The organism is Algoriphagus sp. (assembly GCF_030694375.1).
Taxonomy (GTDB): Bacteria; Bacteroidota; Bacteroidia; order Cytophagales; family Cyclobacteriaceae; genus Algoriphagus.
Map to the genome: position 1 here is coordinate 1 of NZ_JAUXYL010000038.1, position 25101 is coordinate 25101.

The window sequence follows — 25101 nt, forward strand, 5'->3', positions numbered from 1 at the left end:
TCCAAGTAGTCGGATGCATAAAAATAGAGGCATCAATTCCGACGATATTGTCCTGCACGCGAGTCATGGATTCCCACCAAAGGCGCTTGAGGTTGTTTTTCAATTCTACCCCATAAGCTCCGTAGTCATAGACCGCCTGCAGGCCATCGTAGATTTCAGAACTTGGGTACACAAAACCATACTCTTTGGCATGGGAAATAATATCTTTCAATTGAGCGTTTTCGCCCGGAGTTTCTGTCTTTGCCATAGGCCGCAAAAATAAGGAAACAAATTGATTTGAAGCAGACAGAAAAAAGCTTGTTTATTTGACTTTGGGCATTACCATTAAAAATAGACTGCAATTTATGAGGATTTGCAGCCTATTAATAAAGTATAATCCAAAGTAATTCTTATCTAAACGTATACTTAACACCTACACCACCCCGCAGGTAGCTGCCGTATTCGTCGTAAAACACCGGTGCGGCCTCGATCAAAAATCCGAAATTCTTGTTGTCAAGTGGTTTGATCAAAACACCAAAAGGAATCACCAAATAGGTGCCATTGTAATACCGGTCTCTTCTGTTATAATAATGATCAAAAAGTCCTATACCGACTCCCACATAGGCATTGACGTCAGATTTTTTGACAAAATTATAGGCCCCCATCAACTCAAGTCCGATTGCCCGTCCCAAACCCAAGCGAGCTTCGCCGAAAAATTCCTTATCCGGGTCGGTTCCTATGGTAATAAAGGTTCGGGTATTCTGAAAGTTGATTCCAGCACTCACTTGGGCCTGAGCTACATGTATCAAACCCATTAAGAAAATCGAAAGAAAGAAGAGTTTTTTCATAATCATGTTAAAATTGGTCTATTCAGCTCTTGGCAAAACAGAGGCCAAATGATTTACCAATTCCCCTCTTCCCGGCTCACTTTCCTTCCTTCTTTAGCACTGGTAAAGGCCGATTCTATAATTTTCAACACGGCTATAGTCTGAGGCAAAGTCACTTGAAGGAGCGTGTCCTTCAAAATTGCATCTGCAACGTTTTGATAAAAAATCCGGTAATCCCCGTTCAAAGTTTGAAAAGGGATAGTTTCATTTTCCATGTACAGTTTCCCCCATCTTTCTTCAGGGTCCACTCCCCAGACTGATCCTTCGGGAATTCTTCCTTCTTTGAAAGCCTGCTCCTGCACATCGAGGAAAAACTTCTGAAAACTTCCTTTTTCCCCTAAAAGCAAAAATTTCGGTGTCTGAACATTGACCAAAACACCTGCGGTGACTCGGGCTTTGAATCCGTCATAAAAGAGCGAAATATCGAAATAATCGTCTGCAATAGCGTTTTTTCGCTGTTTTTGGATGTCTGCGAAGATGGATTCCGGCTTTCCAAAAAGCAAAACGACTTGGTCTATCAGATGTGAACCCAGATCGAAGGTAATGCCGTTTCCGGGTACGGCCTGTTCACGCCAGTTTTCGGAAACTTGTGGTCTGAATCGGTCAAAATGCGACTCCAAATAGACTAAATCTCCGAGTGTCTTTTCAGCGACAAGTTTTTGCAGCGTTCGGAAATCTCCGTCGTAGCGTCGGTTATGAAAGACACTGCAAATCAGATTTCTTTCTTTGGCGATTTTCTCCAGTTCTTCTGCTTCATGGGAATAGATCGTGACGGGTTTGTCCACTACGACGTGTTTTCCGGCGAGCAGAGATTGCTTGGCCATGGGGAAGTGAAGTTCATTGGGCGTTGTGATACAGATCAAGTCTGCAAAGTCAGCGTCAAGCAATTCCTCCAGGCTTTTGAACGTCCTCACATTGGGGAATTTCTCCTCACATTTTGTACTATTTCGCTCCACCACTGCCACCAAATCCAAGTCAGGACACACTGATATCAAGGGAGCATGAATTTTTTCTGCTACAGAACCATAGCCGACTAAAGCGGTGCGAATGGGCTTATTCATAAAAGAGCTTATAGATGCATTTCGTTGATTTTTTTGATCAACTCTACGCGTGAAGTGACTTGAAGTTTTTGATGGATGTTTTTTCGGTGTGTCTCGATGGTTTGGACACTCAGACTTAGTTTTTCGGCAATTTCCCGATTGAGCATTCCATCACTGATCATTTTCAGGATCTGAGTTTCCCGTCTCGAAAGTCGATATCGCTCACGGAATGCATCAAAAAAAGGTGTCAGATTCGCTTGTTGGATGACTCGGTTGAAGTCTACAAGATATCGTCCTTCATACACTTCAATGATGGTAAAGATCAGTTCATCAGGATCGGCATCTTTCAGGATAAAGGCATCAGCGCCCAATTGCATACATTCTTTAAAAATCTTTTCTTCATCGTACATGGATAATACGACCACCTTCAGTTCCGGATGGTGCTTTTTGCAATGGCGTAGCACTCCGAATCCATCGACGATAGGCATATTGAGGTCTGTCAGCACGAGATCGACTTCTTCCTTGTCCAAAAACTCAAGCAGCTCTTTTCCATTGGGAAATAAGCCCGTGACCATAAATCCCTCGTGCTCCTCTATTAGTCCCTCCAGTCCTTTGGCAAATAGTTTATGGTCATCGGCTAGTGCGATTCGGATCATTTTGTAGGAAGGTGGTTAGGTTTGTTAGCTGAGGGAGATTTACTAAAGACTACGGAAAGTAAAACACTTAATTCATAAAGGCAACAACAAAGTGATATGTGTGCCTTTTCCGACTGTAGATGTCAGTTTAAATGTTCCTCCGATAGTTTCCATTCGTTTGGTAAGATTAAACATTCCACTTCCCTCTGATTTTTTATTGGTGTCAAACCCAAGTCCATCGTCTATGATGTTGATCTCTCTGAAAGCGCCGTTTTTAGCCATTTGAATCATTAAATGTTCAGGCTGTGCATGTTTTATCGCATTGTTTAGACACTCCTGAATGACTCGGATAAGTACCAGTTTTTGGTCTTTTTTTAATTCCTGGAACGAAAAATCTGAGTCGAGAGAAGTTTGACAGAATCCGGTACCCTGAATTTTATCTAATTGTTGTTGAATAAAATCTTCCAATGTGACTGATTCTACCCAATCTAAATTTAAAGTTTTAGACAGCGATCTTACTTCTTTTATGATTTGATTGATGTACGTTTTGCCTTCGGCTTGTTTTTCGGGTTTGGTGGAATTGAGGTTAAGTTTGGCCAATGATAACAGTTGGCCGATATTGTCATGCAGTTCACGTCCGATATGGGTGAGTGTTTCCTGTTGGATTTCATTCTCAATATTCAGAATGGTTTTTTCATATTCGGTTTTGAGATGATCCAGTTTCTGTCGATTCTGTACCTGCCGCTGCCTATGAAGTACTACCATCGAAACGATGAATGTAGACATCAGTATGGCGAGAAAAGCTCCTCCAAAAAAAATCAAAGTGATTTGGCTTTCCTGCTCACTCATATGACAATTCTTTTGGGGCGAAAAAACGGGTGTTTAGGATAATAGGGACTAAAAAAGAACATAATACCAATACCCATGTGATCATGGAAATTATATATAATGATGCCATTAGACTCATGCTGATGCTGATAATATAATTAAAGGAAATTTCAAGCAAAAATTTAAGGATATCGTTAAATAAAATGGCAGTTACCTGCCAAAATGAAAAGGCTTTTATCGGATTGATATCCAGATAGTCAGGATGGGAGATGAGCTCCATGAAATAAAGTCCACAAGCAATGATTACAGCAGAATCTCCCACCAAAATAGAGTATGCTTGTTGCTCAAATAGTGATTCAATTCCCAGTACCTGAAATACCACATATGAGATAATAAACAAAAGAGACAGACCCTTTACAATTCTCTTTTTGAGGGGACTGAATAAGTATTGGTAGATCAGCACTAAAAAGAGCAGTGAGGTAAGGTGCGCACCAAAGAAGTTATAGACCCAGAGGTTGTAATTGTTTTCGTATGGGTAATTGAAAACCTGATAAAGCCATTTGTTGACTTCTTTGAACTCTACAGTTACTGCAGCTAAATATTCATAAAATACAGTGAGAATTATCAAACAAAATGGAAGGTAAAATTCTGGCTTTCCTTTTTTTCCTTTGTCTAGAAAACAGAAAAAAATCAAAGCCAGAATTAAAATACCGGATATACTGATGAAGTACCAATTATTTACTCTATCCCAAAATGAAAGCATTTTTCGTGATAAACTATTATTGACAAGTAGGTGGACATTTTATCCCGCGATTCTCATACTCTTCGTCGGCTACTTCGCTGTCGGTCACGTCTACAGGCTTGCCATTCTTGAGGTTTGCTGCCTTAAGAACAAGTGTGATCCCTCCGCTATAGCTATTCGGTTCGGTTGGATGCCACTTTTTGGCTAATTCCTCAGTGTACTCAGTAAGGTAGAATTTTATTCCGCCCGTTTTTCCGTCTTGGTCAGCTTGATCCAGTAGATTTTGAAGCGTATCCCGATCAAAGAAAACCCATTCCGTTTGTTTGGTGACATCACCTTTTGGGTTTTTGCCGGGTTTTCCCTGTCCTACTTCCTGTTTGTACTTCTTCTGCATTTCCTCGAAATCCTTCTTACTGATTTTCATTTGTCGTGATATTTAAGATCGTTAGTGAAAAATTTTATTTGTCTCAAAAGATACTAGATTTTAGCGGTATGGGACAAGAAAAAAGGAGCGAGATGACTCCCGCTCCTTTGAATAGTTATGAATTATACGGTTTAGGCAACTTTTTTAGCATCTTTTGGTGCTGCTGCGCCTTCATTTTCAATTTCTCGTTTCATCAAATCCACCACGATAGGAGTAGCAATGTAGATAGAAGAATACGTACCTACTACAATCCCAACGAACAATGCGAACGAGAATCCTCTCAATACTTCACCTCCGAATAGTAGCAAGACAATCACCACAATCAAGGTCGTGAAGGAAGTGATCAAGGTTCTACCCAAGGTCTGATTGATCGAATCATTGAATACCTTTACCAGCTTGTTGGTGCCACGGTTTTCGATGTTTTCACGAATACGGTCAAACACGATTACGGTATCATTGATGGAATAACCAATCACAGTAAGCATGGCGGCAATGAATACCTGATCAATCTCAAATGTGGCTCCGAATGCACTGGCAATCGCAAAAGCTGCAATCACAAACATGGTATCGTGAACCAATGCTACAATTGAAGCTAGGGAGAACTGCCACTTACGGAATCTCAACAGAATGTAAAGGAAGATGGCGATAAGTGCCGCAATCATCGCTTCTGCTGAGGAAGCCTTGATGTCATCCGCTACGGTAGCCCCTACTTTGGACGATCCCGTGATGGAGAATTGCCCTGCACCAATTTGCTCTGGGTTATCTACAAAAGTAAATCCGGTCACTGTAGTGATTCCTTCTTTTACTTTGGACTCCACTTCTCTGTTGGATGCATCATCATCCTCATTGATGAGGTAGGACGTGGTGACTTTAAGGGTGTTAGTTGAGCCGTAAGTTTTCACCTCTACCGAACCGTCAAATTCTCCGTCAAGACCCACTTTCAAGTCAGATGGTACTACAGCCTCATTAAAGGCAACGATGTAAGAGCGACCTCCGGTGAAGTCAACACCGAATTTTAATCCGTTGACCGCTGCAATACCAAGTCCGATTACAATGATTGAGGTTGAAATGATGTAAGCAAATTTACGCTTGCTCATGAAGTCGATGTTCAGACCTACCAATGCATTCTTTGCAAATGGCGCGGTAAAGTTGATAGTACTCTTGTCTCCCTTAGAAGTCATCCAAGATACGATCACTCGGGTGATGAATACTGATGAAAAGAATGAACAAGCGATACCGATCATCAATACGATGGCGAAACCTTTAACCGGTCCTTGTCCTAGGGCAAATAAGATCGCACCTGTGAGGAATGTGGTCACGTTACCGTCAAGAATTGCAGAGAAAGCTTTGGAGTAACCCGCATTGATGGCGGCCATTAAGCCGACACCGTTTCTTAGTTCTTCTTTGATTCGTTCGAAGATCAAGACGTTAGCATCAATCGACATACCGATGGTCAAGACAATACCGGCAATACCGGGCAATGTCAGGGCAGTACCCAATTGAGCAAGGATTCCAAGAATAAAGAAGATGTTGAATACCAATGCAGCAATAGCTACCAGACCGCCTTTGGCGTAATAGGCTACCATGAAAAGCACAACAAGTACCAATCCGGCAATCATGGAGAACACACCCTGACTTTGTGCTTCTTTACCAAGTGTAGGGCCGATGATGCTTTCCTCCACGATTTGAGTAGGCGCAGGAAGTGATCCTGATTTTAGAATATTTGCTAAATCCTGAGCTTCCTGAATGTTGAAGTTACCGGAGATTTCAGATTGTCCGTTGGGGATTTCTCCGTTTACCACAGGAGCTGTGTAGACATAGTCATCTAATACGACTGCGATTCTTCTACCGATACTCTCACTTGTCAGTTTTCTCCATTTTCTTGCCCCATCTGCATTCATTTGCATGGATACAGCCGGACGGGAGGTTTGATCCAAGGTCTGTCTTGCGTCAGTTACCACATCTCCTTCAAGAGGCGCTTGGTCACTTCCTCGCGTGGTCTTGATGGCATAAAGTTCCAACAATTCAGATCCATCCGCAGCTTTGACAGGCTTTACACCCCAAAGGAGCTTCAGATCTCTTGGAAGAAATGATTTGTACCGCTCATTCTTAATGATTCGATTGATTGTGATCGTGTCACGAACATCATATACTAAACCATTTCCTTTTAATAAGCTGATCAAAGGAGAGACATTCGTTGCGCTTTTTGCCGGATCCAGTTGTTCCAATTGTTTCTCCAAGGCATTTTTGAGTGAATCTTCCGCAGAAAGTTCTTCCATCTTTGTCGTGTCAACTGAAGCTGGACTTGCTTTCTGATCAGCAACCCAAGTGGTATTGATCGTTTCGATGGATCCTCCGTATTCGTTCAGTTCCAAGACTTCCCAGAACTGAAGCTTTGCTACACCTTGAAGCATATTTCTTACCCGCTCCTGGTTATCAACGCCAGGAAGTTCGATTTGAATTCGGCCAGAACCTGCAATTCGCTGGATGTTTGGCTGAGAAGTTCCGAATCGGTCAATACGAGTTCTGAGAATGTTGAATGATCTTCCGATGGCATTTTCAACCTCAGTATTGATGATGTCAAGAATAGCAGAATCCGTAGTTTCCAAAGAGATTCGGCCTCTGTTGGCAGCAGTAGCAAAAATGCTGCTCAGTGATTTACCTGGATTATTTCGTTGAAATGCTGCGTAAAAGAGGTCTACATATCTTGTATTTGAGGTTTTTGCCTCTTCACGGGCTTCCGCCACAGATTTATTGAAGGCCTCATCCTTTGGATTTCCGGCAAGTCCTTTGACGATTTCCACTGGAGACACCTCCAAAGTGACATGCATACCTCCCTGGAGGTCAAGACCCAAACCAAGTTCGGTTTCTTTGATTTCCTGATAAGTGAAACTACCACCCAGAAAACTGTAAACTGGCTCTCTCCATACGGAGTCTAGGTAGGCTCTTTTTTTGGCAAAGTCAATATTGCCTGAGGTGTCCGTGGCAAAAGCTTCAGCTTTCTTTTGGACACCATTGGACACGAATGTGAAGGACAGATAGTACAGGCAGAGCACTGTAACAATCACTGTCAAAAACACAATGATACCTTTGTTTTGCATAAGGATTGAATAGTTAAATTGATTAAGAAATACACGAGGACGCTAAACCAAAATAGATTTAGCTAGGATTGTAAGACAGAAAAATTGGATTTCAGGGACCTTTGGTAGATATGATCCGCTCAAAAAGAATTTCTACCAACTGATTAGGGTAGTATGCGGAGACGGCCTGAAGACTTGGAATCTCGAATTCAAAGCTGAAAATCTGGTAGATCAGATACAATACCGTATCAGCTACATGTAGCACAAAAGGGACTACCGCGTCAACAGCAACATTGATGAAAGTTTGATCCTGATTTTTGGAGGCTTGCTCAGTCTTGGAAGATTCGCCATTCTGAGGTACATATTCCACGCTGGAAATAAACAGGCAAAAAAGCAAAGCCATCAACAGCGTGAATCGCTGCTGGAATAGATTGCTATGGATTAACCTGTTTTTCACGTGTTTATATATTGCTATTCAAAGTCAACACCTGTCCCGATAATCGGGCTGGAATCTCGCATTGATTAAGACTATCTCAGTGTATGTCATCATTGAGATGCTTTATTTCTTGCGGGGCAAATATAGACATTATTTGAAAATCACGTCTTTTGCTTTGATTTTTTTGGATCATTTGCCCGATTTGGCTCTCAGGTAAGTTCGAATCACATCCAAGGCCATGTCAAAGCTGGAATTGTTAGGCACAATAAGATCTGCTTCGTTTTTGAATGGCTTAATGTATTTTTCATAAGTAGGCATTACATGCATCTCGTAGCGATACAGTACATCATCCAAATCATAGCCCCGCTCTATTTTGTCCCGGATGATTCGACGTTTTAATTTGATGTGATCTTTAGCATCAATAAAAATTTTTAAATCCAAAAGATCTGCTAATTCCGGATAGTAAAGCACGAAAATCCCCTCAACCACAACCACAGGTGCAGACGCAAAACTTAATATTTTAGGCGTCTTAGCAGCATTATTGAATGTGTATTCCTCTCGGAGAACTGTTTCCCCATCTTGGATTTTTCGAATGTCTGCTGCATACTGCTCGAAATCGATGCTATGTGGCGTGTCAAAATTATGAACACCTTGCGCATCAATGGGTTGCAGGTGACGGGGCTTATAATAGTTGTCTTGAGAGATGAGGCAGACTTCATCGGTTTCGAAACTACTGAGCAATCGCTCTAAAAATAATGTTTTGCCAGAGGCAGAACCTCCCGTGATCCCGACGATGAATGGTTTTTTCATTGGCGCCAAAGTTAAAGGATTTAAGCTTGATCTCAGAATTTTCTATTGCTTAGAAATGAAATCAAAGCCTTGACAGCTTTTCCCCGATGACTTATTTCATTCTTTTCTGCTAAAGTCAACTCTGCGAAAGTCTTTGTAAATCCTTCAGGTCTGAAGACTGGATCATACCCAAAGCCACCAAAACCTACTTTTTCTTCCAAAATCTCCCCTTTGGCTGTTCCCTCAAAGGAATATTCCTTTCCATCCAAAATCAATGCAATCACAGTTCGGAACTTGGCTTTTCGGTTACTTTTATCCTGCATTTTTTTCAAAAGCAATTCGATATTCCGCTCATCGCTTCTTGGTTCACCGGCAAATCTCCCCGAATAAACACCCGGTTCCCCTCCCAAAGATTCCACTTCCAGTCCGGTGTCATCGGCAAAGCAATCGACACCGAAATTGTCTTTGACAAACCGGGCTTTTTCAAATGCATTGTAATCCAGGGTATCGCCGGTTTCGGGAAGTTCTTCAGTACAGCCAATTTCCTGAAGGGATACGATTTCAAAGCCAGGCCCTAGGGCTGCTTTCACTTCTTCAATTTTCTTGGAATTATTGGTTGCAAAGCAGATTTTCATACACAATTAATTTTGGGAATTACATGGAAATGTAATGCAAAGGTTACGGAGAATTTTTAAAGAGCTGCTCAAATTGATTTTTAAAAAGTCAAGGCAGATTTTATTTGGTCTTTAGTTAATGTTTTTTTGCTGTAAATCGTTTTTCTTGCCAATAGTCAAGGAAACTAAGGTTTGAAGTTCGATAAAACGAACCCCGGCAATTCCAAGTCCCTTCTTGATCTACTGGCAGAATTTCGGGTAATCCTATTTTTTCTAGTCTTCATTGAAATGGCTTTCTTATCCTTATTAGCAAAAACTTGTATTTTGGGGCATGAAGAAAATCACGATTTACTGCGGCTCAAAAAAAGGCACTAACAGTGTCTACGAGGCAGGGGCTCGCGCCTTGGTTCTGGAGATGATCAAGCGGGATCATTCCTTGGTTTACGGCGCTGGTCGTGTCGGTTTGATGGGAGTGATTGCAGATGAAATGCTGGCTGCAGGAAAGGAAGTACTGGGGATTATTCCGCAAAAACTAGTGGATAGGGAAGTGGCGCACACCGGTTGCACGGAGTTGATAATTGTAGAGACGATGCGTGACCGAAAGTGGCTGATGGCCGAGCGGGGAGATGGATTTATCGCAATGCCGGGAGGTATTGGAACACTGGAAGAACTTTTTGAGATTATGACCTTGAATCAGCTCCATTATATTCAAAAGCCGCTCGCATTATATAATGTGAATGGGTATTTTGATAAGTTGATCGAATTCCTGAATCATGCTATGGATGAGGGCTTTCTGTATCCGGAACAGGAAGAAATGCTGATCATATCCGATGACCCCGTGGATCTGCTGGATCAAATGTCAGCATATCAAGCAAGACGGCCTGCGGATTGGTGAGAAAGTAAAAGGCTTTATGATTCTTGAAAAGAAAATAAAAATTCCATAATCCGATTGGGATAGATCCTGTACTTTCTATTTACTTCTTTCGAGATTAAAAAGATAAACTGTACTTTTGCAAGAACCTTGATAGCTGCATGATAGATAAGCTTTTTCCGCTTGATAAAAATTATATTCTCAGACAAGCCCAATTTGTCTTGGAAGAAGAATTGTTGGATCAGATGATCTATGAGTTGAAGCGGTCCTATACTTATTTATACAATCCTCTTCAATTGATGGATCAGACGTATGCCATGATTTTGGATACGTTTCAATTCCCCTCTGATCGGGTGAGGTTGATTTACCGTCAGCTCTGTGGGATTTATCGGTTTAAAAACAGAGACAATCAACTTGAGTTGCTTTTTGATGGACGGACTCATTTTGACAAATTTAAGGAAGAATGGGAAGCGTGCTTTATCGCATGGCTCCGAGAGCTCGGTCAACATGAACAATATGTCAAAACCATGCTTAGAATGACCCTGCTTTACGATACCGAATCCAGGGCAGAGTGGGCAGAAAACCACTGTAAGGCTTTCATCAACCAGTATTTTGAGCTTAAGGTTGTGAAAAGGCAAGGCGAATTGAGGCTTAAAGTAGGTTGACAACAACTAACTTCAGGAACAAGGGGCTGTCTCATACCTGCAGTTTGTCACCTTGAGCGGAGTCGAAAGGTCCTCGACTCCGCTCGGAATTACACACATTCAGCTGCCAAAACACCTTACATCATCGGTAGCGAAGTAGAAATGCGTCTGTATTCGCTTCTACTGGCCTTCGTACTGCCCAACTCTCGTTGGTCAGGTGCTCAGGCTGACACAAATCAGGCCTTTTGAGAGAGCCTCTACATGTTGAGTTCTGCCGCTTAATCAAAAGTTTGGACTCAATAAATATTTGCTGTAAAACTCGTCAATGACTTTGACCGCGTCGGTAGCATTATCTACCACTGAGAATAAGTCAAGATCTTCCTCTTTGATGAAATTATTCTCCGCGAGTAGGGTTTTTTTGATCCAATCTACCAATCCTTCCCAATAGGATTTACCCACAAGTACAATCGGGAAGCGCCCGATTTTATTGGTTTGTATCAGGGTAAACGCTTCGAAAAGTTCATCCAATGTTCCGAAACCACCCGGAAGCACTACAAATCCCTGTGCATAGCGCATAAACATAACCTTTCGCACAAAAAAGTAATCGAAAGTGAGAAGTTTGTCCCGGTCGATGTAGATGTTATTGAATTGTTCAAAAGGCAGGACAATGTTCAATCCCACAGATTTGCCACCTTCAGAGTAAGCCCCTTTGTTACCGGCTTCCATAATTCCCGGTCCACCTCCAGTGATTACGCCATACCCGTGTCGGACGAGCTTTGCAGCGATTTCTTCTGCCATCATGTAATATTCATGGTCGCGTGGAGTCCGGGCAGACCCGAAAATTGAAACACAGGGTCCTATCTTCGCGAGCTTCTCGTAGCCTTCCACAAATTCTGACATTACTTTAAAAATAGCCCAAGAATCCTCGCTTCTGATTTCACTCCAGTCGCGTTCTTTAAAAGCTCGTCTGATCCGTTCTTCGGCCTTGTTGTCTTCTAAATTGCTCATGTTAATTCGTTTTATTCCCTCAAAAAAACGATTCTAAGCTTGAAAAGGTGGTGTCTTCCGGACTTTGAGTTTTAAGAAGCTGATAGTCAATGAGAAAAAATGCGAGAGACAAAGGATTTTATGGGGGTAACATCCACTACTTTTGTTTTCTGAATGATTTATAAATGAATTTATTTGAAAAATCCGAGGCAGTCCGAGAACTCTTTCAGGTATTGGAAGATGAATCGCGGCAATTCCATGCTGAGTCAGGGATGGGTTGTGTATCCGGTTGCGGATTTTGTTGCGCAAATCCAGAAATTCCAGCCTCACCCTTGGAATTTCTGCCACTTGCCTTTGATCTCTATGAAAAAGGAATAGCTGAAGAAATCGCCAATCAACTCGCTCTTCAGGACCAATTAGGCAACTGCATCGTTTACCGTTCACAAAAGGATGACCCTACGAAAGGATATTGTGGTAATTATTCAAATAGAGGATTGATCTGTAGACTTTTTGGAGCATCTGCCCGCAAAACCAAGTATGGACAAAAGGATCTCATCACCTGCAAAATCCTGAAAGCTGAAAAACAAGAAGCTTTTTCCCTGACATCTTCACGAATCAATTTAAACTTGGAGATCCCTATTGCGGCAGCTTATTATACCCGTTTGGCAGATGTGGATCAGTCTTTGGCTAATCAGTATCCTGTCAATCAAGCTATTTTGATGGCTTTGGAGTTGGTTTTGAGGTTTAAATTTTACGAAGAAGCAGAGTAAAGGGAAGCCATCTTATTTTTTTGGGCCTAAGTTTTCCAGTATATTAGAACATTAGATAAAAGTGAAAAAAGCTTAAGTTATGTTGAAAATAAGCCACATCATCGAGACTGTGAAAGGGATCGTTGAAACTCGGGTAGGACTGGTAAAGCAAGAAATTCAAAAGCAATTTGTCGAAATATTGTCCCGAATAATCTTGTTGATTTTGATGGGAAGTTTGCTTTTGCTTGTTTTTTTGTTCTTGTCACTTTCCTTGGCCTTCTTCTTGAGTCAAGTTACCAAAAGCCCCTATCTGGGATTTTTAATTGTGGCCTTGATTTACTTTATGGTTGTCATACTGTTATTTCAAACGAAGGATTCTTTACAGATACAGAAAAGAACCGAAGGGCTGTTGAACAATTTTATTTTTAAAATGAAGCGAAACAAAAACGAAAATGACGATGAGCAATTACCTTGAAAGTAAGTCTGAAGAATTAGAGCAAACCCTCGCCAAGCAGATAGAACTGCTCAAAAAGGACTCCGAAGATTGGTTGAAATTTGGTGCAGTGGTGGCTGTTGGTGTAGTAATCGGATACGGCATTGTCAAAGCGACCCGAAAGAAACGAGTGAAAAAAGATTCCATCAGAGCGATGGAAGTTTTAGAGAAAGAAGGTTTGCTCAATGAGGATATCAAAACCCGTTTGACGAGTTCCAAGCAGTCAACTTTTTGGCCCAATTTAACACAGCGCCTGTTGATCTTGGGTCTTGCCCTGGCGAAAGACAAAATTTATAACATGATTTTTGTTCCCGCAGATGAAGACAAAGAAATTGAAAAGAGTCAGTAGACTTCTCAAAAATCTTTCAAAAACTCAACAAAAGGGAATCGCTTGGCTGGTGGATCCTGAAAAGGATTCTGACTTTGATCAATTTGATTGGATAAAGGATTCCGGTCTGGATTTAATTTTGGTCGGGGGGAGTTGTCCTTCTTCTTCAAATTTTGAAAAGACCATTCAATTACTCCAAAAAGTAAGTGGAGATATACCGATTTGCATTTTTCCCGGGTCTTATCTTCAATTGTCTGATCAAGCTGATGCAATTCTCTTTATGGCACTGATATCGGGAAGAAATCCCGAATACCTTATTTCTCAACAGGTTCAGGCAGCGGCAAAAGTCAAAAAATCCGGTTTGGAAGTTTTGCCTACCGGGTACATTCTAGTTAATAATGGAGAGCTTTTAAGTGTGCATTCAGTAAGCCAGACGATGCCTCTTTCTAATGAAGATTCTGAATTTGTCAAAGCCACAGCTTTGGCAGGCAAATTTCTCGGTATGCGCTACTTCTACCTAGATGCAGGGAGTGGGGCTAACATTCCGGTAAGTGCAACCATAATTTCGGCCGTTAAAAAGACAGTAAAATGCCCGATAATCGTGGGAGGAGGATTGTCAAATTCTGAAAAAGTGAAATGTGCTTTTATGGCTGGAGCAGATTTGGTTGTTTTGGGCAATTCTATTGAGAAAGACCCCGGATTTTTGTCCGAGGTCTTAGACCTTAAGCGGTGGTACAACCACTCATTGACTGTTAATTAAGGATTCCCTCCTTCGCATTTTGCCTGCAGGCACACCATACATCATCTTAAACCGACGACAGAAGTAAGCGGTATCCTTGTATCCGACTTCTTTTCCGATGTCCCGAATGGATTTTTTGGAGGTACGGAGCAATTCTACCGCAGCTTCCATACGCTGATATTCAATGTAATCCTGAGGATTGATACCGGTCAACATCTTAAAGTATTGACCCACATAGTCTTCAGAGACATTGGCCACTTTTGCCAAAACTTTATTGGAAAGATCTCCACCGATATTTGCTTTGATGAAGTTAAAAAGATCAATCAAACGCGGGTCTTTGAAATAGGTCGAGTTGGTCGAAAGTTCCTCGGTGAAAAGTCTGTTCTTCAAAATATGACGCAAAAGCTCTATCACCAAAACCTCCGTTTGTGCTTTAAGTGAGCGTTCTTTTCCGACGCTGTTTACTTCTATTTCTTTGATGATATCCTCTACCAGAGTGGCTATCCGATCATTAAACCGGATAATAAACGGTGGAATATCCAGGGAATTGAAAAAATTCACCACATCAAAGACCTTGGATTCAAATTGGATCAGGGAAATGCAGTCTTCTTCGGTGGTCTTGATTTCTTTAAAGCTGAGACTTTGTAGGTATTTTCGTTTGGTATCTCCAAACTGCTCCATGTCCAGCTCATTCTTTTTGGTTCCTGAACCGAAGGTGAGTTGAGTCTTTTGGCCCTTTGGGATAAATAGAACCTCACTTTCATTTACGAGCTCCTGATCTTCGCCCATTTTTAGCGTACCATGATGCAGCAGAATCAGGGTATTCTCACTTTCCACATAATTCATCACAGTCACAGGCTTTTCAATTTTGAAATTATTGCCTTTCAAAAACCGAACATGTACTGATTCAATGACTTTGTTGTAATAATCCATGGACTTAAAAGTAAAAGTAGGAATGTAAAAATATAACTTTTCCAACGGTAGAACAGGAATATTCTATAAATGAGGGCAAAAAAATAAAAAAAGGGTATAATTAGTTGTAATTATACCCTTTGAAAAAGCTCGTCCAGGGTTATTTAAGAATTCTTCTTGAAATTACAATTCGCTGAATTTCAGAAGTTCCTTCATAAATCTGGGTAATTTTTGCGTCGCGCATTAATCGCTCGACATGATATTCTTTCACATAGCCATATCCTCCGTGGACCTGAACCGCCTCAATAGTTACATTCATCGCTACCTCTGAAGCGTATAATTTTGCCATGGCTGATGCATGTGCATAATCTTCTTTTTGATCTTTGAGCCAGGCAGCTTTGTACACCAAAAGTCTTGCTGCTTCTATCTGGGTCGCCATATCCGCTAGTTTAAACTGGATAGCTTGGTGCTGACTTATAGGCTTACCGAAGGCCTTTCGCTCTTTGGAATAAGCCAAAGCCAATTCATAGGCTCCTGCAGCGATTCCCAGTGCTTGAGCCGCGATTCCTATTCTTCCACCATTCAATGTTTCCATTGCAAAGGTAAACCCGAAGCCTTCCTCGGCGATTCTGTTCTCCACCGGCACCTTCACATCAGTGAACATCAGTGAATGGGTGTCAGAACCCCGGATGCCTAGCTTATCTTCTTTCTTTCCAATGTCAAATCCTTCCCAACCTTTTTCTACAATGAAGACGGAGATACCCTTATGCCCCAGACTTGCATTTGTTTGGGCAATGACCAGATAGATACTCGCGGAAGAACCGTTGGTGATCCAGTTTTTAGTGCCGTTAAGGATGTAGTGGTCGCCTTCAAGCGCTGCACTGGTTTTTTGGGACGTAGCATCAGAACCTGCCTCCGGTTCGGAAAGACAAAATGCGCCCAAAACCTCACCACTGGCAAGGCGCGTCAAATATTTTTGCTTTTGGGCTTCGGAACCATACTTTTCCAAGCCCCAGCAAACAAGAGAGTTGTTAACAGACATGGAAACAGAGGCAGAGGCATCTATCTTCGACAATTCCTCCATCGCAATGACGTAAGAGACAGTGTCCATTCCGCCACCGTTGTATTTTGGGTCGACCATCATACCCATGAAGCCCAATTCCCCCATTTTTTTAATTTGTTCCTGTGGGAATTTAGCTTCGGTGTCGCGCTCTATGACTCCGGGAAGTAGTTCCGATTGAGCAAATTCTCTCGCCGCTTCCTGTACCGCCAGATGCTCTTCAGTCAGTTGAAAATTCATAGGGTTAGTAATATTTCGGGTTTTATTTCAATTCGAAAATATAGCCCTAAAAAAGAAAAGGGGCAAAAACTTGCCCCTTTCAGAATTTTATTTTGATCTGGATCAATCCCGATTGCCAAAAAAGACAAATATGTAATAGGCCAAAGTAGCCAAAGAAGCTAATGCCGCCACTACATAAGTCATTGCTGCCCAATGAAGCGCGTCTTTTGACATCTCATATTCCGGTCGAGTCACAATATTTCTGGTTTGTACCCATGCCAAGGCTCTATTGGAAGCATCAAATTCAACTGGCAGTGTCACCAATGTAAAGAGAGTCATAATTGAATATGCGCCTACTACGATATAACCAATGAATTCGTAAGGTAATCCCAAGGCAAACCCTCCAAGGAGAGAGGCGATCAAAACTACGTTTAAGATTTTTCCGGAAATGTTCTGAATTGGCACAAGTGCAGATCTCATTTTCAGCCAAGCATAGGAAGTCGCATGCTGTACCGCGTGACCGCATTCGTGAGCAGAGACAGCCGTGGCAGCAGCATTTCGGCCATAAAACACATCCGGGGATAAGTTTACAGTTTTGTTCATCGGGTTGTAGTGATCAGTGAGTTGACCTTCCACGCAGACTACTTTTACATCGTGAATATTATTATCTGCCAACATCAGCTTGGCAATCTCAGCGCCCGAAAGATTGGCTTGAAGGGTAGTTTGTGAATACTTCTTGAACTTGCTTTTAAGCTTGCTGCTCACAATAAATCCAAGACCTGCAAATACAACTACAATTACGATTAGAATAATCATTTTATTAAGTGGTTTAAAACTGGGTGTGAATACGAAGTTATGCCTTGTCAGGTTTAATCCAAGCAGGGATTCTCATCATTGCTATCCAGCTGATCAATCCAACGACCACGACCATGATCGTTTGGGTTCCATGGATGATGGCTGCGAAAATCTTACCGTCTGAATCTGACACTCCAAATTGGATCAAAATGTAAGCCACCAATGCATGAAAGGTACCAATACCCCCTTGAACAGGGGCAATCATGCCAATACTTCCCATGACCATCACCAAGAGAACTTCCCCGGGTGTCAAGTTGGCAGTACTTTGGATTGCAAGAGAGACCAAGTACATAGTCAAAAAGTAGATAATCCATATCAAAAATGAGCTGGCCCAAAAGCCTATTGGATTTTTGAGGGTAGAAATACTTTTCACTCCTGACAGGAGCTGCCGTCCAAAATTTTGAAGCTTATTGACAATCCCGTGGTTTCTGAACCTTTTGAAAAGAAAGTAAAGGAACAGGAAAAAGATGATCAGGCCTCCAAGTAGAATCGGAAGGTTATTGAATAGTTTTTGGCCAAGACTTTTCACATCAACCAATTCCCCTGCAAGAGCCAGGAAAAGTTTGTTTTCGAGAACAAAGGCCAGAAGGATGGTTCCTGTCAAAAATACAAGATCAATGCTCCTTTCTAGAATTACCGTACCGATCAAATGCCCCACTGAGATGCCGTTTGTTCTGGAGAGCACTCCACATCTGGCGACTTCCCCTGCCCTTGGAACAAGCATATTGGCCAGATAGCCTACCATCACGGCATGGTAGGCGCGGTTAGAAGTGACCGGTTTTCCTTCATCGGCTTGGATCAAAAGGGCCCATCGCCAGCCACGAACCCAAAATCCGAAAAGTGAAATGGCCAAAGAGGAAACAATCCAAAACCAATTTGATGAGCGCAATTGTGCCATCAGGCTTGTCATCTCGATATCCTTGTATAAAAACCAGAAAATCCAGACCGCTACCGTCAATGATACAGCGACCTGGATTCCTTGTTTGACCTTGGGATTGAGCATCAGATTAGCTTATTTCTTTCGTCAGGAAAGATAAGAATAGGCTTGTGTTTTTTTGCTTCCTCAAATTCCATTCCCGCATAGGAAATGATAATGACAATGTCTCCGACAGCCGCTTTTCTTGCTGCCGGACCGTTGAGGCATACTTGCCCACTGCCTCTTTCACCCTTGATTACGTATGTCTCCAGGCGCTCTCCGTTATTTACATTTACGACCTGGACTTTCTCATTTTCGATCAGATTAGCAGCATCCATCAACTCTTCGTCGATCGTAATGGATCCTACATAGTGCAGTTCAGCCTGGGTGATTTTTACCCGGTGTATCTTGGATTTTAAGACTTGGATAATCATTGGTTTGGTTTTTCGGCCGCAAGATTAAGAAATAATCGGCATGTTGTCTATCAAACGGACAGCTCCAATAAAAGCTGCCACGCAGATTGAAGATTTTTGTATTGAATTAAAGACAGTATAAGTCTCAAAGGAATCCGGATGAATCAATTCGAAATATTCCAATTCTGCGAATGGTTCATTTTCAAATCCGGATCTAATTTCAACTTGAATTTCAAACCATGATTTCCCATTCAATAGTTCAGTCTTGGCTTTTTCCAAACTGGAAAAAAGGAGTAAAGCGGTAAGCCTTTCCTGAGGACTGAGACGCAAATTTCTGGAGGACATCGCCAATCCATCAACTTCCCGTCTGGTAGGGATGACTTCCAGCTTTAGATCAAAGGAAAGATCGGCCACCAGACGTTTGATGATTGCGACTTGCTGTAGGTCTTTTTGTCCGAAAAAGGAAACATGGGGTCGGATGAGATGGAAAAGTTTGGAAACTACTACGCCTACTCCATTGAAATGCCCCGGTCTGAATTTGCCTTCGAGTACATGCTCCAAATCGCCAAAGTCAAATTTCAATTGAGTTGGGGTAGGATACATCTCTTCCACCGAAGGCAAAAAGACATAGTCAACACCGGCCTGCGTTAATTTTTCCAGATCCAGATCCAGTGTTTTCGGGTATTTCTGAAAATCCTCCGGGTTATTGAATTGAGTTGGATTGACAAAAATAGAAACTAGGGTCACATCGCAAGTGGAGCGGGATTTGGCAACCAAATCCAAGTGCCCGTCATGGAGGGCGCCCATCGTGGGGACGAGTCCGATTTGCTGATTATTTCGAAGGTGATTGAGCCATAGGGGATTCCATTCGGCTCCTGTGCGGATTAGCTTCACGCGTAGGTAGTATTTCGGCTAATTGGGGCAAAACTAGATTATAATCCAGAATTACAATGCTTTTAGCCTTTTTTTATTTATCTTTGTGCCGTTGTTTATCACGTTCATTAAAATCCCCTAAGCATGTCCAAACTACGTATCCTCTACGTTGCCAGTGAAATCAACCCTTTCTTACAAACTTCTGAAGTAGCCAATTTCTTACGATCCCTTCCCCAAGCAATGCAAGAGCGCGGGATGGAAATCCGTATTTTGGTGCCTAAGTTCGGGTTGATCAATGAGCGAAAAAACAGACTCCACGAAGTGGTCAGACTTTCCGGGATCAACATCGCAGTAGGTGATGAAGAGAAGCCGTTGATCATCAAGGTTGCCTCGATTCCCAATGCCAAGCTTCAGGTTTATTTTATTGACAATGAGGACTATTTTCAGCGAAAGCATGTGTTTCATGACAAGCAGCTGAAATTCTATGAAGACAATGACGAGCGCGCTATTTTCTTCTGTAAAGGAGTCATCGAGACCGTCAAAAAATTAGGATGGGCTCCTGATATCGTGCATTGCAATGATTGGATGACTTCGCTTATCCCGATGTATCTGAAGACTACCTATAAAAACGAACCACTTTTTAAGGACACTAAAACTGTCTTTGCGATCTACAACAATGGATTTTCGCATACCTTTGGCGACGATTTGTTAAACAAGGTTAAGATGGTGGATATCGATGACACTATTTTGGCATCTTTGAAGACCAAAGACTTCGCAGGCTTTATCAAGATCGGGATGGAATATGCCGATTTGGTAGTAAAGGGCAGCGGCGTCTCTGCAGAATTAAACCAACTCATCGAGGATTTCTCAAAAGACAAACAGTTTGAAATTAGTATCGAAGAAGAGCAACAAGCTCATGACGAGCTTTTCGGCATCTATAACAACCTTGCCGGGTAAACTGGCGGTTTCCGCTTTCATTTCAATCCTTCTCATCAGTTCATGCAGCGACCCAGCATCTGTCGGGTTGGAGTTAGCTCCTGGAAACAACCAAATTGGCGTTTTCTACAAGGAGTTTAATCTCGATGCTCAAATGGTGTTGTTGGATTCATTTAACACCGTCAATTCCGGTGTGTTGGTGGTCGGGAGTGAATCGGATAATTTATTTGGAAAGACGGAAGCAACTGGATACTCCAGGTTATCTTTTGACCCTTCAAAGGAAAAACCGGCAGCAGAGGCAATTTTGGATTCCATGATATTCAACATGGAGGTGGTAAGTGTGAACGGATCTGACTTAAATCAACCGAAACGATATTCGGTACACAAACTTACCGAGCCGATTTTAGATACAATTTATTACAATGTTGACGCTCTTTCATTTGATGAAAAATCCTTTGCTTCGACTAATGTTACATTCAATCAGGAAAAAGACACGATTCTAAGGCTCCCGGTGGACAAAGCTTTTCAAGAAGAGCTTTTTGGGAAACTGAAAATTGGTCGGGAAAATGTTTTTCAAAATCTTTTCACCTTTCGAAACTACTTCCCCGGCATCGCCATCAAGGCTAAAGAAGGAGATAACACAGCCATCGGTGTAGCACTCGGAGGAAATACCGGAATTGCAGTTTATTATCACCTGGAGGGTGATACGATTTCCAAAAGATTTGACATCAATACCTTTTCTTCCAGAAGTTTCAATGGCGTCAAATCTGATCGTTCGGGAACTCCCACAGAAGTCATCACCGAGCGAGGAAAGTCTTATGATATCGGGTCAATTGTAGGTATGAAATCGACCTTAGCACTGGCTATGAAGATCGATACCAGCCCTCTTGATGCATTTTTGGACACTTTATCTGGGGTCATATTCAATCAGGTAATTTTCTCCATCGGTGCTATTGAACCACAGAGTGCCGACAATAACCCCATTACTGGAATGGTCATGATTTATATAAATCGAGACAATAAGCCTGTCACGAGTACCATAAACGGTGTTCCGCTTTATGTTCAGACAGACGGGCAGCCTCAGGTAATTCCTGATGGAAAAGGAAATGAGGTGCCGAACAACATATTTATTTCATCGGCAATTTTGGGGTATGATTCTGAGACTAAGAAATATCTTGCCGGCATCACTTCTCATATCAATGCAATCTATAGAGGAAAGATCCAGAGACAAGATTGGTTACTTTATGCATCCACTCCCCAAACCGGGGATGATTTCAAGCGATCATTAAGGCAATTTAAAGTCAATAAAGATAAAATCAAGGTTCAGGTTATTTACTCCAAATCACGGTAGTATAATAGATTTCGAATAAGTGACCTTAATCCACTTCTTGTTTTTAAAGAAGTGGATTATTTTTTTTGGCATGAAAGCTGTTTCTTTGTGGAAGTTTAAAAAAACTTTTAAGAATTTTTCAGTATGTGTGGAATTGTCGCGTATGTCGGGCATCAGGAAGCTTTGCCCATTATCCTCAAAGGTCTCAGGAGATTAGAATATAGAGGATATGATTCTGCCGGTGTTGCTTTATTGGATGAACACGGGTTAAGTATCTATAAAAAGAAGGGGAAAGTCTCTGAACTAGAGAAGTATCTGGAGTCAAACGGGGAAGTAAAGTCAAAAATCGGGATAGGTCATACCCGATGGGCTACACACGGTGAACCGAATGATGTCAATGCTCACCCGCATTATTCAGCTTCTGAGAAGTTTGCGATGATTCACAACGGAATCATCGAAAACTACGAAGTGCTGAAAAAAGATCTGCTTCAAAAAGGCTATACCTTTGAAAGTGATACCGATACGGAAGTTTTTGTCAAATTTATTGAAGACATCTACGTTAATAACCATTGCACACTGGAAGAGGCCCTTCGGCTGGCTTTGCACAAAGTGGTCGGTGCTTATGCCATTGTATTAATCAATAAAGAAGAGCCTGATACACTCATTGCAGCACGTAAAGGTTCTCCATTAGTTATCGGAGTTGGAGAAGAGGAGTTCTTTTTGGCTTCAGATGCCACACCGATTATCGAATACACCAATAAGGTCGTTTATCTTGACGACTATGAGATTGCGGTGATTCGAGATGGAAAGTTGCAAGTCAAGACCATCGAAAACGTAGAAACCAACCCCTACATCAATCAGCTCGAAATGGAGCTGGAAGCCATCGAAAAGGGTGGTTACGAGCATTTCATGCTCAAAGAAATCTACGAACAGCCCAAGTCTATTGCAGATTGTCTGAGAGGTCGTCTGGATGCCAAATCCGGTAGACTGGTACTAGGCGGACTACGGGATTACATGAATAAATTCCAGAATGCCGAGCGCATTATTATCACAGCCTGTGGTACCTCTTGGCATGCTGGATTGGTAGCAGAATATCTTTTTGAAGAGTTTGCCAGAGTGCCTGTGGAAGTGGAATACGCTTCGGAATTCAGATACCGTAATCCCGTCATCAGCGAAAAAGATTTTGTAATTGCGATCTCCCAATCCGGAGAGACAGCAGATACTTTGGCTGCGATTGAACTTGCAAAGTCCAAAGGAGCAACAATTTTCGGAGTGTGTAATGTGGTGGGCTCTTCCATTCCCAGAGCCACGCATGCAGGTTCCTATACCCACGCAGGTCCGGAAATCGGAGTTGCCTCCACCAAAGCCTTTACAGCACAGATCTCCGTATTGGCGATGATGGCACTTAAGCTGGGCTATCAGCGCGGGACCTTGCCGGAAAATAAATATATCCAACTCCTGAACGAGCTGGAAGCTATACCTGCCAAGGTGGAAAGAGCTTTGCTGACCAATGACCTGATCAAAGAGATTGCAGCAGAATATAAAGACGTGACCAATGCCCTGTATCTGGGACGGGGATACAATTTCCCTGTTGCACTGGAAGGAGCATTGAAGCTGAAGGAGATTTCTTACATCCATGCTGAAGGTTACCCCGCTGCCGAGATGAAGCACGGTCCGATTGCTTTGATTGATGAGGCCATGCCTGTTTTCTTCATTGCAACCCAGGACAGTTCTTACGAAAAAGTGGTGAGCAACATCCAGGAGGTGAAAGCCAGAAAAGGGAAAGTGATCGCAGTAGTGACAGAAGGTGATACCCAAGTAAAAGCTATGGCAGATCATGTCATAGAGATTCCTGCTGTACACGAGGCATTCGTTCCTTTGGTGGCAGTAGTGCCCTTGCAGCTGCTTTCTTACCACATCGCCGTGATGAGAGGCTGTAATGTAGATCAGCCGAGAAACTTGGCGAAGTCTGTAACTGTGGAGTAAATCAGGAATAATCAGATCGATTAATAGCCCGGTAAATCTACTTTCCGGGCTATTTTTGGCTTCAAGTAGAATAAATTCTTAGGTAATGATTCTGATTTCACAAATCATTTTGGCGGATATTTTGGATAAAATAAAAAATTCATTTTGCCCGGTTTTACATAATATTCTGTCGAAAAAATGTGAAATATTTTTTTAGTAACAAATACTAAAAATAAATATTATAAATAAAACAATAAGATTTATTACATTTTTTATGATTCAGGTTTTAAAAAAGTAATAAAACTAATTTTTTGAATTTTATTGATACTTCGAATTTTTCCGTTAAAAAGAGTCATTTATAAACGAAAATAATTCAAATGTAAGCTGGAATATATTTTTAGTAATATCTTTTTTGCATCCTATCACAATATTAAATTCTGTTTAATGTGTTTTTTCAAATTAATCAATACCCTATATAGGGTATTTTTTATTTAATCACACTTTTCTTAATTCGGAACAAGTATTCGAGAATAGTTAAAGGATATATTATGTCAAGGATTTTTAAAAATGAACTTTTGGCTACGCTGGTTTTAGCAATGCTTACGATAAAAGTAATGGCCCAGCTTCCCACAGAAGTGAGTGCCCAATTATCCAAGCTCACCCCTATGCCTGCAATGAAATCCCCCAATGTGGCTTCAATGGAAAAATATGGGGATTACAATGTCAATCTCTACACGGGGCTTCCCGAGATTTCCATTCCATTATTTGAAATCACCTCTGGCTCACTTAGTCTTCCCATCACCCTAAATTACCATGCCTCGGGATTTAAATATACGGATCAGGCGAGTTGGGTAGGATTGGGTTGGAGTGTCCAGGCTGGAGGCCAAATTTCCCGTAGTTTTCAGGGTAAGCCGGATGAAGCAAGTTTTCTCACATTAGCCAATGACTATTCGGTTCCCGGTGCTGGGGATTGTAACTATTGGACATACAAAGAAAATGCGGTCCTCTATGGAAATGACCATGAGCCGGACCTTTTCAATTACACTCTTCCCGGACTGAGCGGCAAATTCTACCTTCAGCAGGGAAGTGCGAGCCCCTATCTTGTCCCGTTCAATCCCATCAAAATCCAACGGTACAATACCATCGACTACTTTGATATTACCAATGACAGGGGGGTTGTCTATCGATTTGGGGCCAATTGGGCGGGGAGTTTGCCGGCCAGGGAGGGGTTGTATTCCCAAAGTGGCGGAAATACAACCTCCGGTGTTGTAGCCTGGCATTTGCAGGAGATGAAATCACCCAACACGGATGATTAGATCTCCATTTCCTACCAAACAGTCGGCACAATACAAAACTC

The 25101-nt window shown here is 41.9% G+C and carries 27 protein-coding genes and 1 pseudogene; 10 read left to right on the forward strand and 18 right to left on the reverse strand.

Going from position 1 to position 25101, the window contains the following annotated elements; all coding sequences use genetic code 11:
- The 11 genes and pseudogenes from Q8M62_RS11695 to Q8M62_RS11745 form a co-directional block, all read right to left on the reverse strand.
- A pseudogene (locus Q8M62_RS11695) lies at positions 1 to 247 on the reverse strand (glycine--tRNA ligase); the annotation flags it as partial.
- 142 nt (positions 248 to 389) lie between these two features.
- On the reverse strand, positions 390 to 827 hold the full coding sequence (locus Q8M62_RS11700; RefSeq protein WP_304899509.1) for an outer membrane insertion C- signal: 438 nt from the start codon (positions 825 to 827) through the stop codon (positions 390 to 392).
- Positions 828 to 880: 53 nt separating this feature from the next.
- The gene (locus Q8M62_RS11705) at positions 881 to 1927 is read right to left on the reverse strand and encodes a Gfo/Idh/MocA family oxidoreductase (protein ID WP_304899508.1); all 1047 of its coding nucleotides are present in this window, start codon (positions 1925 to 1927) and stop codon (positions 881 to 883) included.
- 8 nt (positions 1928 to 1935) lie between these two features.
- Positions 1936 to 2562 carry a response regulator transcription factor gene (locus tag Q8M62_RS11710; protein WP_304899507.1) on the reverse strand — a complete coding sequence of 209 codons (627 nt, stop codon included), beginning with the start codon at positions 2560 to 2562 and terminating at the stop codon, positions 1936 to 1938.
- A 72-nt stretch (positions 2563 to 2634) separates the two neighbouring features.
- Complete coding sequence (locus Q8M62_RS11715) at positions 2635 to 3390, reverse strand: sensor histidine kinase (protein ID WP_304899506.1); 756 nt, start codon at positions 3388 to 3390, stop codon at positions 2635 to 2637.
- Positions 3383 to 4132: a hypothetical protein gene (locus tag Q8M62_RS11720; RefSeq protein WP_305668156.1), complete on the reverse strand. Its 750-nt coding sequence runs from the start codon at positions 4130 to 4132 to the stop codon at positions 3383 to 3385. Before Q8M62_RS11720 ends, Q8M62_RS11715 begins: the two co-directional genes overlap by 8 nt.
- A gap of 16 nt (positions 4133 to 4148) precedes the next feature.
- Positions 4149 to 4535, reverse strand: coding sequence for a molecular chaperone DnaK (locus Q8M62_RS11725; protein WP_304899504.1), 387 nt, complete (start codon positions 4533 to 4535; stop codon positions 4149 to 4151).
- Between the two features lie 131 nt (positions 4536 to 4666).
- Positions 4667 to 7636, reverse strand: a complete 2970-nt coding sequence (gene secDF, locus Q8M62_RS11730; protein WP_304899503.1) for a protein translocase subunit SecDF — start codon at positions 7634 to 7636, stop codon at positions 4667 to 4669.
- A gap of 91 nt (positions 7637 to 7727) precedes the next feature.
- A complete protein-coding gene (locus tag Q8M62_RS11735; protein ID WP_304899502.1) occupies positions 7728 to 8072 on the reverse strand; it encodes a hypothetical protein in 345 nt (114 codons plus the stop codon).
- 168 nt (positions 8073 to 8240) lie between these two features.
- Positions 8241 to 8861, reverse strand: coding sequence for a uridine kinase (gene udk / locus Q8M62_RS11740; protein ID WP_092730386.1), 621 nt, complete (start codon positions 8859 to 8861; stop codon positions 8241 to 8243).
- A 32-nt stretch (positions 8862 to 8893) separates the two neighbouring features.
- A complete protein-coding gene (locus tag Q8M62_RS11745; protein ID WP_304899501.1) occupies positions 8894 to 9475 on the reverse strand; it encodes a non-canonical purine NTP diphosphatase in 582 nt (193 codons plus the stop codon).
- A 310-nt stretch (positions 9476 to 9785) separates the two neighbouring features.
- Between Q8M62_RS11745 and Q8M62_RS11750 the strand changes: the two genes are divergently transcribed.
- Positions 9786 to 10349 (forward strand): TIGR00730 family Rossman fold protein, encoded by a 564-nt coding sequence (locus Q8M62_RS11750; RefSeq protein WP_304899500.1) that lies wholly within the window; start codon positions 9786 to 9788, stop codon positions 10347 to 10349.
- Between the two features lie 137 nt (positions 10350 to 10486).
- Positions 10487 to 10990, forward strand: coding sequence for a hypothetical protein (locus tag Q8M62_RS11755; protein WP_304899499.1), 504 nt, complete (start codon positions 10487 to 10489; stop codon positions 10988 to 10990).
- Positions 10991 to 11251: 261 nt separating this feature from the next.
- On the opposite strand, the gene Q8M62_RS11760 is transcribed toward Q8M62_RS11755, so the two are convergent.
- Positions 11252 to 11977 carry a TIGR00730 family Rossman fold protein gene (locus Q8M62_RS11760; RefSeq protein ID WP_304899498.1) on the reverse strand — a complete coding sequence of 242 codons (726 nt, stop codon included), beginning with the start codon at positions 11975 to 11977 and terminating at the stop codon, positions 11252 to 11254.
- Between the two features lie 164 nt (positions 11978 to 12141).
- Between Q8M62_RS11760 and Q8M62_RS11765 the strand changes: the two genes are divergently transcribed.
- The 4 genes from Q8M62_RS11765 (at position 12142) to Q8M62_RS11780 (ending at position 14286) form a co-directional block, all read left to right on the forward strand.
- On the forward strand, positions 12142 to 12726 hold the full coding sequence (locus tag Q8M62_RS11765; RefSeq protein ID WP_304899497.1) for a YkgJ family cysteine cluster protein: 585 nt from the start codon (positions 12142 to 12144) through the stop codon (positions 12724 to 12726).
- A 79-nt stretch (positions 12727 to 12805) separates the two neighbouring features.
- The gene (locus tag Q8M62_RS11770) at positions 12806 to 13180 is read left to right on the forward strand and encodes a phage holin family protein (protein ID WP_304899496.1); all 375 of its coding nucleotides are present in this window, start codon (positions 12806 to 12808) and stop codon (positions 13178 to 13180) included.
- Positions 13164 to 13547: a hypothetical protein gene (locus Q8M62_RS11775; RefSeq protein WP_304899495.1), complete on the forward strand. Its 384-nt coding sequence runs from the start codon at positions 13164 to 13166 to the stop codon at positions 13545 to 13547. The genes Q8M62_RS11770 and Q8M62_RS11775 overlap by 17 nt, the downstream gene beginning before the upstream one ends.
- The gene (locus Q8M62_RS11780; protein ID WP_304899494.1) at positions 13516 to 14286 is read left to right on the forward strand and encodes a phosphoglycerol geranylgeranyltransferase; all 771 of its coding nucleotides are present in this window, start codon (positions 13516 to 13518) and stop codon (positions 14284 to 14286) included. The genes Q8M62_RS11775 and Q8M62_RS11780 overlap by 32 nt, the downstream gene beginning before the upstream one ends.
- On the opposite strand, the gene Q8M62_RS11785 is transcribed toward Q8M62_RS11780, so the two are convergent.
- The 6 genes from Q8M62_RS11785 to panC form a co-directional block, all read right to left on the reverse strand.
- A complete protein-coding gene (locus Q8M62_RS11785; protein WP_304899493.1) occupies positions 14269 to 15198 on the reverse strand; it encodes an AraC family transcriptional regulator in 930 nt (309 codons plus the stop codon). The genes Q8M62_RS11780 and Q8M62_RS11785 overlap by 18 nt on opposite strands.
- A 139-nt stretch (positions 15199 to 15337) precedes the next feature.
- On the reverse strand, positions 15338 to 16477 hold the full coding sequence (locus Q8M62_RS11790; RefSeq protein ID WP_304899492.1) for an acyl-CoA dehydrogenase: 1140 nt from the start codon (positions 16475 to 16477) through the stop codon (positions 15338 to 15340).
- A 102-nt stretch (positions 16478 to 16579) separates the two neighbouring features.
- Positions 16580 to 17266, reverse strand: a complete 687-nt coding sequence (locus Q8M62_RS11795) for a zinc metallopeptidase (protein ID WP_092730471.1) — start codon at positions 17264 to 17266, stop codon at positions 16580 to 16582.
- 43 nt (positions 17267 to 17309) lie between these two features.
- Positions 17310 to 18314 (reverse strand): lysylphosphatidylglycerol synthase transmembrane domain-containing protein, encoded by a 1005-nt coding sequence (locus Q8M62_RS11800; RefSeq protein ID WP_304899491.1) that lies wholly within the window; start codon positions 18312 to 18314, stop codon positions 17310 to 17312.
- A complete protein-coding gene (gene panD / locus Q8M62_RS11805; protein WP_304899490.1) occupies positions 18314 to 18661 on the reverse strand; it encodes an aspartate 1-decarboxylase in 348 nt (115 codons plus the stop codon). Before panD ends, Q8M62_RS11800 begins: the two co-directional genes overlap by 1 nt.
- 24 nt (positions 18662 to 18685) lie before the next feature.
- Positions 18686 to 19534, reverse strand: coding sequence for a pantoate--beta-alanine ligase (gene panC / locus Q8M62_RS11810; RefSeq protein WP_304899489.1), 849 nt, complete (start codon positions 19532 to 19534; stop codon positions 18686 to 18688).
- A 123-nt stretch (positions 19535 to 19657) separates the two neighbouring features.
- Between panC and Q8M62_RS11815 the strand changes: the two genes are divergently transcribed.
- The 4 genes from Q8M62_RS11815 (at position 19658) to Q8M62_RS11830 (ending at position 25060) form a co-directional block, all read left to right on the forward strand.
- The gene (locus Q8M62_RS11815; RefSeq protein ID WP_092730360.1) at positions 19658 to 20470 is read left to right on the forward strand and encodes a glycogen/starch synthase; all 813 of its coding nucleotides are present in this window, start codon (positions 19658 to 19660) and stop codon (positions 20468 to 20470) included.
- Positions 20397 to 21800, forward strand: coding sequence for a DUF4270 family protein (locus Q8M62_RS11820; RefSeq protein ID WP_305668157.1), 1404 nt, complete (start codon positions 20397 to 20399; stop codon positions 21798 to 21800). Before Q8M62_RS11815 ends, Q8M62_RS11820 begins: the two co-directional genes overlap by 74 nt.
- Positions 21801 to 21923: 123 nt before the next feature.
- Complete coding sequence (gene glmS, locus Q8M62_RS11825) at positions 21924 to 23765, forward strand: glutamine--fructose-6-phosphate transaminase (isomerizing) (RefSeq protein ID WP_304899487.1); 1842 nt, start codon at positions 21924 to 21926, stop codon at positions 23763 to 23765.
- A 527-nt stretch (positions 23766 to 24292) separates the two neighbouring features.
- A complete protein-coding gene (locus tag Q8M62_RS11830; RefSeq protein WP_304899486.1) occupies positions 24293 to 25060 on the forward strand; it encodes a hypothetical protein in 768 nt (255 codons plus the stop codon).
- Positions 25061 to 25101 lie beyond the last annotated feature (41 nt).